The sequence below is a fragment of the Streptomyces sp. MK37H genome (assembly GCF_018035285.1).
GTDB lineage: Bacteria > Actinomycetota > Actinomycetes > Streptomycetales > Streptomycetaceae > Streptomyces > Streptomyces endocoffeicus.
On record NZ_JAAAYH010000275.1, the window covers coordinates 1 to 12,236 of the forward strand.

Here is a 12,236-nt window from a genome sequence, read left to right on the forward strand (position 1 = left end):
CGCGACGAACGGAGTTCACCGATGACGACGACCACCCCGGCCCGCACCACCGCCCGGCTGGATCTGAAGGGCCTCGCCCCCGAGGTGTCCGCCGCGATGGGCGAGCTGCACCGGGCGGCGGTGCGGGCCGCCCGGGCGGCGGGGGTCGAGCCCGAGCTGCTGGAGCTGGTCAGGATCCGCGCCTCGCAGCTCAACGGCTGCGCCTTCTGTCTGGACATGCACACCAAGGACGCCCGCGCCCAGGGCGAGACCGAGCAGCGGATCCATACCCTCGCCACCTGGCGGGAGACCCCGTTCTTCACCGAGCGGGAGCGGGCCGCGCTCGCGCTGACCGAGGCGGTGACCTCGCTCCAGGACGGCCATGTGCCGGACGAGGTCTACGCGGCCGCCCGCGAGGTCTTCGACGAACCGCAGGTGGCGGCCGTGATCTGGGCCGCCGTCGTGATCAACGCCTACAACCGCACGGCGATCAGCGCGCGGATGGTGCCCGGCGCCTATCAGCCCGCCCCGCGCACCTGACCCCGACGCCCGCGCGACCGCGCACCGGCGTCAGCACCCGCTGGAGGCCAGACCATGAACACCCACGGACCGCGACGCGTATTCGGGCCGCGTCCGCCCCTGCTCAAACGACGCCCGGCCAGGGGGCCCAACCCGCTGCGCCGCCGGACGGACCGGATCCAGACCTGGTGCACGGTGCTGTTCGCGCTGATCCTCGTGGTCGGGCTGCCGGCCGCCGCGATCAGCGCGGGGTACACGGCACACGCCTCCCAGATGCGCGTCGTGGCCGCCGAGACCTCGGCCCGGCACCAGATCACCGCACGGCTCGCCGACGCCACACCCGGCCCGGCACACAGCGATGTGCGGGAGCCGCGGCAGGCGCGGGTGCGCTGGGTCGCGAACGACGGTGAGCGCCATACGGGCACCGCCACAGTGGCGGGCGACGGCGACTCGGGGGACGAGGTACGGGTCTGGGTGAACCGCGAGGGCGCCCTGGCGCAGCCGCCCTCCTCCCCGTCGACCGCGCGGACCATGGGCTGGTTCACCGGCTGTATCACCGCGGCGACGGTGGCCGCGCTCGCGTTCACGGGGCGGGCCCGGGTCCGGCGGACCCTGGACCGCAGGCGTTACGCGCGATGGGAGGCAGAGTGGAAGGTGGTGGAACCCGTGTGGTCCGGCAGGAACCGCCGCTGAGCGGGGCTCCGGCCGCCGCCGCGGGGTCCGGCCGCTTCTGGCACCAGAAGCGGCCGTCAGAAGGTGAGGAGCAGATCATGTCGCACACAGTGGAGTGGAAGGTCCATCTCTACCTCTCCGAGGACGAGGGGCGGACCAGGGCGCGGGTGGAGCTGGACACCGGGTCCACGGCGCTCACCGGCCGGGGACTCGCCCGGTGCAACCCGGACGACGAGGACGTGCCCGTGATCGGCGATGAGCTCGCGGCCGGGCGGGCGCTCAGCGATCTCGGGCAGCAGCTGGTACGGGCCGCCGAGCACGACCTGGAGAGCGTGGGCGAGCCCCCTGCCTCGCGCAGACCACGGCCCGGCTACGGCTGGATCGCCTGAGGGAGGTCGCGCATCAGCCGCCGGCCGTCCCCGCCGTACCGGATGAACGGGGTGGAAATCCGACCACTCCAGCGCTGGCCATTATTTATGAATACATCTTGACAGCCCGTTGGCACCCCCGGACGATGAACCGATCTCTCGTCTCTGTCATCGCCGAGCCGCCGACCGCGGGGAGCACCCTGTGACGCTGTCGCCGCATCTGCCGGAGAAACTGACCATCTCGCTGTGGGACTTCAGTTGGTACACCCGCACCGGCCCGGATGAGCCCTTCGCCGATCTCGACCGCGCCTTCGAGGCCGCCGTGGCCCGCGGCTACAACACGGTGCGCATCTGCGCCATGCCGTTCCTGCTCTTCGGCTCCCAGCTGGACACGACCAAGCTGCGGCCGTCGGCGCTGGGCGGCGCGTACGGGCAGCGGATGCGCTGGTACGACCTGGGCGGCGGGGGCGAGATCGACGGACGGGCGTGGCTGCGCGAGCTGTTCGAGGCGGCCCTGCGCCATGACTGCTTCGTCATCCTCTCCAGCTGGGAGTACCAGCAGAGCCCGTCGTTCGGCGAGGACCGGGCCTGGTTCGACGCGCTGATGGCCGTCGAACCCGAGCGGCGCGCCGAAGCGCTCGCGGACGCGCTGGCCGATCTGATCGACTTCCTGGTGATCCACGGTCTGGACGACCGGATCGCCTTCACCGAGCTGCACAACGAGGTCCAGGGCAGCCGGCTCACCGAAGGGCTGGACGGCGCGGACAAGGTCGTCGCCCTGCGGCCGCGGCTGGAGCGGGGGATCGCCCGGTTCAAGGAGCGCCACCCCAACCGGCCGGTCACGGTCAACTACGCCAAGGTGCCGGTCGGTTCGCTGCGCGGGGTCCCGCGCGAGGTGGATGTGGCGGTCTTCCACCCCTATGTCTACGGGGTGCTGGACGAGCTGCTGACCACCTTCGCCATCCGCGACCGGGCCCGCCCCTTCCCCCAGGAGGCGGTCCGCCGGGAGCTGCTGCGCCCCGGCGCCCCCGATCTGGCCGACTGGGCTCCTCCGCCCGGCGATCGCTGGCGGCTGGAGGCCACCACGGTCGGCCCCCGGGAGATCTACGTCCACGACTGGTGCGACCCCGACCGCTGGGACGCCTGGCTCTACGACCGCTACGCCGTGCACCGGCTGGCGATGGACCAGCGGCTGGTCACCTGGATCGAGGCGGCCGCGGACTGGGCGGCCGCGAACGGGGTCCCGCTGGTCTTCGGCGAGGGCTGGATCGGCTACACCCCGCTGCACGGGACCTTCGAGGAGGGCCCGGTGGGGGCCGCGTTCTGCCGTCGCGCCGTCGAGGAGTCGGCACGGGTGGGCGCGTGGGGCGCGGTGGTGTGCTCCAACGCGGCGCCCCAGCACCCGATGTGGCAGGACATCGCGCTGCAGCGGGAGTGCAACGCGGTGCTGCGCGGCTGAGGACGGGCCCGTACGGGACCGCGTTGCCCCGCGCCCCGGGGTCGTACGGGATCTGCCCAGACCTCGAGCGCCGCTGGAGCCGCGCTCGCACCGGTAACCGCGCTCCCTGACGGGTACGGACATCACATCCCCTTGGCGGTGACGGCTGAAAGGGCCCGGATGTGACGACGTCCCCAGCGGATCCCAGCGAACGTGTTGCCGGGCGGGCCCCGCGCCGCGCGCTGGTGGCCGGTTCGGTCGGCAATTTCATCGAGTGGTACGAGTTCGGCGTCTACGGCTTCTTCGGGACGATCATCGCCGCGAACTTCTTCACCCCGGACGGCGGCAGCGAGATCGAGGGCCTGGTCAAGACCTACGCCTCCTTGGGTATCGCGTTCTTCTTCCGCCCCATCGGCGCCGCCGTCTTCGGCCGGGTCGGCGACCGGATCGGCCGCCGTCCCACGCTGATCCTGGTGCTGCTGCTGATGACCGGCGCCACGACGCTCATCGGAGCGCTGCCCACGTACAACACGCTGGGCGCGGCCGCGCCCTGGCTGCTCACCCTGTTGCGGATCCTCCAAGGTCTCTCCGCGGGCGGGGAGTTCGGCGGTGCGGTGTCGATCATGACGGAGTTCGCTCCGCCGGGCCGCCGAGGGCTGTACGGGGCGTGGCAGTCGTTCACCGTGGCGCTGGGGCTGCTGGCCGGGGCCGGGGTGGCGGCGGTGCTGGCCACCGTGATGAGCGCGGAGTCGCTGGGCGACTGGGGATGGCGGCTGCCGTTCCTGCTGACCCTGCCGATCGGGCTGGTGGCCCTGTGGCTGCGGCTGAGGCTGGAGGAGACCCCGTTCTTCCGCGCGACGGCGGACGGGGACACCGGCACCGCGCCGTCCGCCGGGCCGGAGCGGGTGGCGGACCCCCGGGAGGTGGCCGGGGCCATCGTCATGGGGGCCGCGCGCATCATGGGCTGGGCGGCGGCCGGTTACACCTTCCTCGTCGTCATGCCCTCATATCTCCAGGCCACCTTGAACGCCACCTTCCAGCAGGCGCTGGTCGCCACCGTGGTGGCGAACGCGGGCTTCGCGCTCGCCATCCTCCCGGCGGGGCTGCTCAGCGACCGGATCGGGCGGCGGCCGGTGATGCTGACCGGGGCCGCGCTGGTGGCGGTGCTGGCCTTCCCGCTGCTCAATGTCCTGCAGCATCCGGGCAGTTCGGCATGGGTCCAGGGGGCGGCGGTCTTCGTGGCGGGCGTGGTGGTGGGCCTGATGGCGGGGCCCGGTCCGGCCATGCTCGCCGAGATGTTCCCGACCCGGGTCCGCTACACGGGTCTGGGACTGGCGTACGCGCTGTCCAACGCGGTGTTCTCCGGATGCGCGGGGCTCATCATCACCGAGGTGATCAAGCACACCGGCGAGGTCGACATCCCGGCCTACTACGTGACGGTGACCTGCGCCATCAGCGTGGTCGCGCTGTTCACCCTGCGCGGGGAGAACCACCGCGGCGCACTGCCCGACGCGGCGCGGACGGAGCCGGGGGCTGAGCGGGAGGAGGAGACATCATGCGGGTGATCGGTCTGATGTCGGGCACGTCCCATGACGCGGTGGACGCCGCGGCGGCCGATCTGGTGCTCGACGGCGACACCGTGGTGCTGGCCCCGCTGGGGCTGGTCAGCGAGGCGTATCCGGAGGCGCTGCGGTCGGCGCTGAGCGCCGCGCTGCCCCCGGCGGCCACCACCATGCGGGACGTGTGCGCGCTGGACACCCGGATCGGCCAGGCGTTCGCCGCGCTCGCGGTCCGCGCCGACCGGGAGCTGTGCGAGGAGCGTACGGACCTCATCGGCTCCCACGGCCAGACGGTGTACCACTGGGCCGAGGGCGGGCGGGTGCACGGCACGCTCCAGCTCGGACAGCCCGCCTGGATCGCCGAGGCCACCGGCTGCCCGGTGGTCTCCGATCTGCGCACCCGCGATGTGGCCGCGGGCGGCCAGGGCGCTCCCCTGGTCAGCCTGGTGGACGCTCTGTGGCTGCGCGGGCGGCCCGGTGTTTGCGCCGCCCTGAACCTGGGCGGGATCGCCAACATCACGGTGGTCTCCAGTGCCGGGGATCCGCTGGCCTTCGACACCGGCCCGGCGAACGCGCTCATCGACGCGGCGGTCGGCGATCTGACGGGCGGCCGGCTGGACCATGACGCGGACGGCGCCCTGGCGGCGCGCGGTACCGTCCACGAGCCGCTGCTGGAGCGGCTGCTGGCCGAGCCGTACTACGCGCTGCCCGCGCCCAAAACGACGGGCAAGGAGCTGTTCCACGCGTCCTACCTGCGCGCTGCCCTGGCCGCCACGGGCCCGGTGCCGGACGATGACGTGGTCGCCACCGTCACCGAGCTGACGGCCCGGACGGTGGCCGAGGCGGTGCGGTCGGTGCATGCCACCGAGGTGATCGCCTCGGGCGGCGGCACCCGCAACCCCGCACTGATGGGGGCGTTGCGCCGGGAGCTGGGCCCCATCACCCTGCGGACCTCCGATGACCTCGGCCTTCCGGCGGGGGCGAAGGAGGCGTACGCCTTCGCCGTCCTCGCCTTCCTGACCGCCCATGGGCTGGCCGGTACGGTGCCGAGCTGCACCGGCGCCCGGCATGCCAGCGTGCTGGGGTCGATCACCCCGGGGCGCCGCGGCCTCGGTCTGCCCGCGCCGGGGCTGCCCGCGCCCACCCGGCTGGAGATCTTCCGCCGCTGAGCGGGGGGCGCCGAGCAGGGGGCGGCGCCTCGCGGCCGGAGGAACCTCACGGGGAAAGGGGATGTCGGTGCCGCCCGCACCCGGAGTACGTTTGGGAACGGCCCGCTATCGAAGGGGTGAATGTGGGTAAAGGACCCCTAGTTGCCGACGGGGGCCTGAACGGGGGGACGGGGGCACGTGGCGGAATCCGGAATGGGTGCGGGCTTAAGAGGCCGCAGCGGGATCATCAGTCTGGTCGGGGAGTGTCTCAGGCTGGAGCCCACGGACGAGCGGCCGGTGATCATGCTGTTGGGGCCGCGCGGCAGTGGGGCCAGCGACGCCCATGGCGCGCTGATGGAGAAGTTCGGCCCCGAGACGCCGTTCGCGTATGTCAATGTCGGCGGTGAGCAGTCCCTGCTGCCGCGGTACGCCCTGGCGCTGCTCGCGCGCCAGCTGGAGCGCAAGCTGCCGCGCTACCGCCGCTCGCACTTCCCGCGGCTGACGCTCGGCCTGCTCGCCTCCGACCACCAGCTGCGGATGACGAGCCTCGCGGAGGGGCGGCGCAACATCCGGCGGGAGCTGGACGCGTTCCAGGAGCAGGCGGAGGCGCGGTACGGCGACTATCTCGCCGCCTTCTTCGAGGTGGCCGGAGGCGCCGTGGGCGCTCCCGACGGCGCCTCCACGGCGGCGCTCGCGCTGCTGCGGGACGCGCTGCGGCGCGGCCGGAGGCGGCTGCCGGGCCGCAAGTTCACCAGCAGCGCGGCCTGGTACGGCGGCCATCCGCTGCTGCAGAGCCGGGATCCGTGGGAGGCGCTGGTCGAGCTCAATCTGTGGCGCCATGACGGGGACGAGGACGATCAGGAGCGGCTGGACCGGGTGCTGTTCTCGGCCTTGCTGGAGGACATGCGCAGCAATGTGCGCCACTCGTTCATGCCCCGCTCGTATCTGCTGCTGCTCGACAACTCCCATACGGAGTACGGCCGTCGCTTTCTCGATCTGCTGATCCGGGCCCGCCATGACGACGCCGTGGTGGCGGGCGCCGACTGCGATCCGCTCACCGTCGTGGCGAGCTCCAACCGGTGGCTGCCCCGCTGGGGCCCGGCCACCGGCGATCAGTGGCCGTGGCGGCTGCGCGGCCCGGACCGGGCATCCCTGGCGGACTGGAGCGAGCACCGGCCGGGCCGGGACAGCGATGACACCTGGTGGTATCCGCTGCGGCTGCGCGACCTCAATCTGGACGAGGTGCGCATCCGGATCGAGCTGGAGCTGCGCCACCACCCCGACCTCGCGCCGTTCACCCGGCTCGCGCCCTTCGTCCACCGGCTGACCGCGGGGCTCCCCCGGGCGGTCAGCCTGGTCCTGGAGCTGCTCCGGCACTCGTCCGTGCCCGTCGAGGACGGTGCCGAGCAGGACCGCTGGCTGCGCACCCTGCCGGACCGCACACCGCGGGAGGGCGAGGACACCCGGACGCTGGCGGAGGCCGCCCTGGACCATCTGCTGCGCGGTTTCGACCCCGCGCGGCGGGTGGCGCTGGAGGAGTGCGCCGCGGCCCGCGACCTGTCCATCGGCACCCGGCTGCTGGGCTCGGGCGACTCGCTGTTCGGCGAGGTCCGCAGCCGCTGGCTGCTGCACAGCCCGGGCGCCGTGACCCCGGCCCTCCACCCCTGGCTGCGGCGGCTGTTGCTGTGGCGGCTGGCCGGGCGTCCGGACGACTGGGACGCGGTGCAGGAGCTGCTGGCCGAGCACTTCAGGTCCGAGGGCCGCCCGGTCCAGGAGATGTACCACCGGCTGGCGGCGGAGCGGATCGACGAGGTGACCGGGTATCTGGTGGAGCGCTTCCCGGTGGTGCCCGCGGCGCAGTGGATCAGCGAGTTCAACACCATCACGGCCGCCCCCAACCGGCTGGGCCAGGCCGGCGGACCGCTGGAGCTGCTCGCCGACCTCGCCCCGGACGAGCCCCCGAATGCGGTCACCACGGCCTCGGTGATCCGGGAGCTGATCACGGTGCGCTGGGTGTGGAGCGATCCGCTCGCCGACCCCGGGATGCGGCTGAACGACATGATCGCCGACGGTTTCAACCAGCTCTCACGACTGCGGAGGAACGACATCGTGGCCCTGTTCAACGAGGCGGAGCGGTACCGCCACTGGCGCCATCCGCTGACGAGCGCGGGCGAGGGGTGAGACCGGTGCCGAGACTGGAATGGCCGCTGCACATTGTGCGCCGAGTGGTGATCGGCGTGATCGTTCTGGCCGTGCTCGCGGTGGCGATCCCGCTCACCGTGAACTGGTTCGAGGAGAAGCGGGCCCGGTGCGGTGACGGCGTCGTCAAGATGGGCGACGACCGCGAGTGCGTGGGCGTCACCGACGGCTCGTACACCTTCGCCGACCATCTGAAGCCCGTGGAGAAGAAGATCAAGGCGGAGAACGAACTGGTGGAGAAGCACGGTGACAAGTACGTCAGCGTCGCCTATATGACCTCGTTCACACTGACCGAAGACGACAGCAACTCCGAGGAATCGGTCCGGCATGAGCTCGAGGGCGCGTATCTGGCGCAGTACCGGCACAACCGCGGCGATCTCACCTCCTCCCCCAAGATCAAGCTGTTGATCGCCAATATGGGCAGCAGCGCGGCCCATTGGGAGCACACCGTCGATGAGCTGATCGACCGGAAGACCTCTGACGACAAGCTGGTCGCGGTCACCGGGCTCGGTCCCAGCGACACGCAGAACCTCGACGCGCTGAGGCGGCTGTCCGACAACGGTCTCGCTCTGGTCGCCAGCACCATGACGGCCACCAACATAGAGGGCATCAAGGGGCTCGTCCGGGTCTCCCCCACCAATGTGGACGAGGCGTACGCCGCCTCCTCGTATCTCAAGAAGGAGAGGGTCCGTCGGGCGGTGGTGGTCCAGGACGACGCGCGGGACAACTACTACGCCAAGACGCTGGGTGACGCCTTCACCAAGGTCTTCCAGGACATCAAGGGCCACCAGTTGGTGGCGGACCGGATGACCTATGACTCCTCGGTGCGCGGCGCCTGGGAGAACGAGCTGCGCTACATGCCGGGGCAGCTGTGCGACCAGACGCCGGAGGCGGTCTTCTTCGCGGGCCGCGGCAAGCACCTCACCCGGTTCCTGGACGCGATCGCCAACCGTCCGTGCCAGGATCGGGAGTTCATGGTGATCACCGGCGACGACACCACCAACCTCACCGCCGATGACCTGGCCCACGCCGCCGAGAGCAAGGTGCGGGTGCTCTACACGGGCCTGGCGCACCCCGATATGTGGCAGGAGGACCCCGACTCCGTCTCCCGCCCGTCGGCCCGATACTTCCAGCCGGGCGGGTTGCTGGCCAAGTGGTTCCCCGACGACCAGCACCAGGACGGCCAGGCCATCATGGCGCACGACGCGGTGCTCACCGCCGCCCAGGGCATCCAGATGGCGGCGCTGGGCGACGTGACCGGGGAATCGGTGGCGCGGATGTTCCACCAGATGAACAGCCGTCAGCAGGTACCGGGGGCGAGTGGGTTCATCTCGTTCCAGAACAATGGCAATCCGCGCAACAAGGCCATTCCGATCCTGCATCTCAACGCGAAGGGGCGCTCGGAACTGGTGGAGGTATCGGCGCGGCGGGGCGAGCCGGCCAGGAAGCAGTGACGGCCAGGCCGCCCCGGAAGGCAGTGAAGGTCAGCCGGCGCCGCCCTTCGGCTCGTCCCCGGTCTTCTCGTCGTCGACGATCTCCGCGTCCACGACGTCCTCCTCGGACGCGTGGGCCTGGCCCTCTCCGTCGCCGGTGGGGCCACTCGATCCGCCGCCGGACGAGCCGGGCTGCTGGGCCTGGGCGTAGATCGCGGTGCCGATCTTCTGCCCGACGGTGGCGGTCCGCTCGGTGGCCTCGCGGATCGCGTTGGTGTCCTCGCCCTCGAGCGTCCTCTTCAGATCCGCGACCGCCGCCTCGGCCTCCTGCCGGACGTCCCCGGGCACCTTGTCGGCCTGGTCCCGCAGCAGCCTCTCGGTCTGGTAGACGAGCGACTCGGCCTGGTTGCGGGTCTCGGCGGCCTCGCGGCGCCTGTGGTCCTCCTCCGCGTAACTCTCGGCCTCGCGCATCATGCGGTCGATGTCGTCCTTCGGCAGCGCGGAGCCACCGGTGACGGTCATCCGCTGCTCCCGGCCGGTGCCGAGGTCCTTGGCGGAGACATGCATGATGCCGTTGGCGTCGATGTCGAAGGCAACCTCGATCTGCGGCACCCCGCGCGGGGCGGGCGGCAGTCCGGTCAGCTCGAACATCCCGAGCTTCTTGTTGTACGCGGCCATCTCGCGCTCGCCCTGGAAGACCTGGATCTGCACCGACGGCTGGTTGTCCTCGGCCGTGGTGAAGACCTCCGAGCGCTTGGTCGGGATCGTGGTGTTCCGCTCGATCAGCCGGGTCATGATGCCGCCCTTGGTCTCGATGCCCAGGGACAGCGGGGTGACGTCCAGCAGCAGCACGTCCTTGACCTCGCCCTTGAGGACACCGGCCTGGAGGGAGGCGCCGATCGCCACGACCTCGTCCGGGTTGACACCCTTGTGCGGCTCCTTGCCGGTCAGCTCCTTGACCAGGCCGGTCACGGCGGGCATCCGGGTGGAGCCGCCGACCAGGATCACATGGTCGATGTCGGCGGTCTTGATCCCGGCGTCCTTGATCGCCTGGTGGAAGGGGGCCTTGCAGCGCTCCAGGAGGTCCTCGGTCAGCTGCTGGAACTGCGAGCGGGTGAGCTTCTCGTCCAGGTGCAGCGGGCCCTGGTCGGACGCGGTGATGTAGGGCAGGTTGATCGTGGTCTCGCTGGCCGCGGAGAGCTCGATCTTGGCCTTCTCCGATGCCTCGCGCAGCCGCTGGACCGCCATCTTGTCCTGGGCCAGATCCACGCCGTAGCCGTGTCCGAAGCGGGAGACCAGATGGTCCACGATCCGCTGGTCCCAGTCGTCACCGCCGAGGTGGGTGTCGCCGTTGGTGGCCTTGACCTCCACCACCCCCTCACCGATCTCCAGCAGCGAGACGTCGAAGGTGCCGCCGCCGAGGTCGAAGACCAGGATGGTCTGGTCGTTCTCCTTGTCCAGCCCGTACGCCAGGGCGGCGGCCGTCGGCTCGTTGATGATCCGCAGCACCTTCAGCCCGGCGATCTCGCCCGCCTCCTTGGTGGCGGTGCGCTGGGAGTCGTTGAAGTACGCGGGGACGGTGATCACGGCGTCGGTGACGTCCTCGCCGAGGTACGCCTCGCCGTCGCGCTTGAGCTTCTGCAGCACCCGCGCGGAGATCTCCTGCGCGGTGTAGCGCTTGCCGTCCACGTCCCCGGTGGCCGGGAACCGCCACCGGTCCTCGCCCATGTGGCGCTTGACCGATCGCGCGGTGCGCTCCACGTTCGTCACCGCCTGGCGCTTGGCGACCTCCCCCACCAGCACCTCGCCGTTCTTGGCGAAGGCCACCACCGAGGGGGTGGTCCGGGTGCCCTCGGTGTTGGTGATGACGGTCGGCTCGCCGCCCTCCAGGACCGATACGACCGAGTTCGTCGTACCCAGGTCAATACCGACTGCGCGGGTCATCTCAGCCCTCCTCCCGGTCTGTCTCCCAGTATCCCAAAAGGGATAATTCAGGAGTGGGGTGCGGAGGAGGGCCGGAGGCCGGGGGTCAGTCCCGCAGGTTGTCGACCTCGCGCATCTTGTTGGTGGCGTCGAGCGCGGCGACCTTGTAGGACTCGGCGAAGGTCGGATAGTTGAACACCGCGTCCACCAGATAGTCGACGGTACCGCCGCAGCCCATCACGGCCTGGCCGATGTGGATCAGCTCGGTGGCGCCGGTGCCGAAGCAGTGCACCCCGAGCAGCCGCCGGTCCTCCGGGGAGACCAGCAGTTTCAGCATGCCGTGGCCGTCGCCGACGATCTGGCCCCGGGCCAGCTCGCGATAGCGCGAGACCCCGACCTCGAAGGGCACCTTCTCGTCCGTGAGCTGGTCCTCGGTGCGGCCGATGAAGCTGATCTCGGGGATGCTGTAGATCCCGATCGGCTGGAGGTGGTGGATCGGGTTCACCGGTTCCTCGCACGCGTGGTACGCCGCGCTCCGCCCCTGCTCCATGGAGGTCGCGGCCAGGGCCGGGAAGCCGATGACATCGCCGACGGCGTAGATGTGCGGCACGGCGGTGCGGTAGTGCTCGTCCACCGCGATCCGGCCCCGCCGGTCGGCGGTGAGCCCCGCCTTGGCGAGGTCCAGCGCGTCGGTGAGCCCCTGGCGCCCCGCGGAGTACATCACCGCGTCGGCGGGGATCTTCTTACCGCTCTCCAGGATGGTCAGGGCGCCCCGCGGATGGCGCTCGACGGCCGCCACGGTCTCGCCGAAGCGGAAGGTGACGGCCAGGTCGCGCAGCCGGTACTTCAGCGCCTCGACGATCTCGACATCGCAGAAGTCCAGCATCCCCTCGCGCTGCTCGACCACGGTGACCTTGCTGCCCAGGGCGGCGAACATCGAGGCGTACTCGATGCCGATCACCCCGGCGCCCACGATGACCATGGAGCGCGGCACCCGC

Annotated in this window: 10 protein-coding genes; 8 read left to right on the forward strand and 2 right to left on the reverse strand. The window is 71.2% G+C overall.

Features of this window, described 5'->3' with window-relative positions:
* The first annotated feature begins 21 nt into the window (after positions 1-21).
* The 8 genes from GWI24_RS30125 (at position 22) to GWI24_RS30160 (ending at position 9,336) form a co-directional block, all read left to right on the forward strand.
* Positions 22-519, forward strand: a complete 498-nt coding sequence (locus tag GWI24_RS30125) for a carboxymuconolactone decarboxylase family protein (RefSeq protein WP_210949054.1) — start codon at positions 22-24, stop codon at positions 517-519.
* A gap of 54 nt (positions 520-573) precedes the next feature.
* On the forward strand, positions 574-1,191 hold the full coding sequence (locus tag GWI24_RS30130; protein WP_210949046.1) for a hypothetical protein: 618 nt from the start codon (positions 574-576) through the stop codon (positions 1,189-1,191).
* Positions 1,192-1,268: 77 nt separating this feature from the next.
* Positions 1,269-1,559: a DUF1876 domain-containing protein gene (locus GWI24_RS30135; RefSeq protein WP_210949047.1), complete on the forward strand. Its 291-nt coding sequence runs from the start codon at positions 1,269-1,271 to the stop codon at positions 1,557-1,559.
* Between the two features lie 181 nt (positions 1,560-1,740).
* Positions 1,741-2,997: a cellulase-like family protein gene (locus GWI24_RS30140; protein ID WP_210949048.1), complete on the forward strand. Its 1,257-nt coding sequence runs from the start codon at positions 1,741-1,743 to the stop codon at positions 2,995-2,997.
* Between the two features lie 161 nt (positions 2,998-3,158).
* A complete protein-coding gene (locus GWI24_RS30145; protein WP_210949049.1) occupies positions 3,159-4,541 on the forward strand; it encodes an MFS transporter in 1,383 nt (460 codons plus the stop codon).
* Positions 4,532-5,704: an anhydro-N-acetylmuramic acid kinase gene (locus GWI24_RS30150; protein WP_210949050.1), complete on the forward strand. Its 1,173-nt coding sequence runs from the start codon at positions 4,532-4,534 to the stop codon at positions 5,702-5,704. Before GWI24_RS30145 ends, GWI24_RS30150 begins: the two co-directional genes overlap by 10 nt.
* Before the next feature lie 177 nt (positions 5,705-5,881).
* Positions 5,882-7,864: a hypothetical protein gene (locus GWI24_RS30155; RefSeq protein WP_308344135.1), complete on the forward strand. Its 1,983-nt coding sequence runs from the start codon at positions 5,882-5,884 to the stop codon at positions 7,862-7,864.
* A gap of 5 nt (positions 7,865-7,869) precedes the next feature.
* The gene (locus GWI24_RS30160; RefSeq protein ID WP_210949051.1) at positions 7,870-9,336 is read left to right on the forward strand and encodes an ABC transporter substrate-binding protein; all 1,467 of its coding nucleotides are present in this window, start codon (positions 7,870-7,872) and stop codon (positions 9,334-9,336) included.
* A gap of 30 nt (positions 9,337-9,366) precedes the next feature.
* Here GWI24_RS30160 and dnaK read toward each other — a convergent pair whose 3' ends face one another.
* A complete protein-coding gene (gene dnaK, locus GWI24_RS30165) occupies positions 9,367-11,259 on the reverse strand; it encodes a molecular chaperone DnaK (RefSeq protein WP_210949052.1) in 1,893 nt (630 codons plus the stop codon).
* 85 nt (positions 11,260-11,344) lie between these two features.
* Positions 11,345-12,236: FAD-dependent oxidoreductase (locus GWI24_RS30170; protein ID WP_210949053.1), on the reverse strand; the 892-nt coding region annotated here is incomplete at its 5' end.